Origin of the sequence: Micrococcus sp. (assembly GCF_030523875.1) — a bacterium.
In the GTDB taxonomy this organism is placed as follows: domain Bacteria; phylum Actinomycetota; class Actinomycetes; order Actinomycetales; family Micrococcaceae; genus Micrococcus.
This window is the reverse complement of sequence record NZ_JAUNHR010000172.1, coordinates 1-1,132: the sequence shown is the minus strand read 5'-3', so window position 1 is coordinate 1,132 and position 1,132 is coordinate 1. Positions and strand designations below refer to the sequence as shown.

Here is a 1,132-nt window from a genome sequence, read left to right as displayed (position 1 = left end):
CCAGCTGCACGGCTTCGAGGAGCGCCGCACCACCGACATCTACCCGGCGGACTTCGGCTGGACCCCGGACTGGCTGCGCCCGGACGACCGGATCGACTGGTGGTTCCACAACATGGAGTCGGTGACCCGGGCCGGGGTCGCCGAGGTGACCAACCAGCTCCTGTTCGACGACGAGGTCGGCCACCAGGGCGTGCGCGCCCTGCACGACCTGGCCCGCGAGGCCGACGACCGGCCCTGGTTCCTGGTGGTCAGCTTCACCCACCCGCACGACCCCTACGTCACGCGGCAGCGGTACTGGGACCTGTACGAGAACGTCGAGATCCCGCTGCCCCGGGTCGGCGCCGACGACGTGCCGTCGGACCCGCACTCCGAACGTCTGCGCCGGGTCGGCGCGATGGCGCACGTGCACCTGAGCGACGACGACGTGCGCCGGGCCCGCCGCGCCTACTACGGCAACATCTCCTACGTCGACGAGTGGACGGGCCGGCTGGTGGACACCCTGGCCGCTCTGGGCGAGGCCGAGGACACCGTGATCGTGCTGCTGGCCGACCACGGCGACCTGCTGGGCGAGCGCGGCCTCTGGTACAAGATGAGCTTCTTCGAGGGCTCGGCCCGGATCCCGCTGATCGTGCACTGGCCCCAGCGGTTCGCACCCCGGCGGGTGCCCGACCCGGTCTCCCTGGTGGACCTGCTGCCCACCTTCGCCGAACTCACCGGTGACGGGCCCGGCGCAGGCGGCCCCGAGGGCGGTCCGGACTTCCTCGACCCCCCGGCCGGGCGTTCGCTCGTCGACCTGTGCGCGGGCCGGCCGTCGCCATCGCAGCGAGAGGTGATCGGGGAGTACCTGGGCGAGGGCACCATCGCCCCGCTGGTGATGATCCGGCGCGGCGACCTCAAGTACGTGCACTCCCCCGTCGACCCGGACCAGCTCTTCGACCTGGCCGCCGACCCGGACGAACGCGTCAATCTCGCCTCCGACCCCGCCCACGCCGGGCGGCTGCGTGAGCTGCGCGCGGAGGTGGCCGACCGCTGGGACCTGGACCGGCTGACCCGGGACGTGCTGCGCGACCAGGCGCACCGGCGGCTGGTGGACGCCGCGCTGCGCACCGGCCGGGTCTCGCCCTGGGAGTAC

Annotated in this window: 1 protein-coding gene; it reads left to right on the top strand. The window is 73.1% G+C overall.

The genetic code is table 11. From position 1 onward, the window contains the following. On the top strand, positions 1-1,132 hold a 1,132-nt coding region (gene betC, locus Q4D18_RS11875), incomplete at both ends, for a choline-sulfatase (protein ID WP_303128682.1).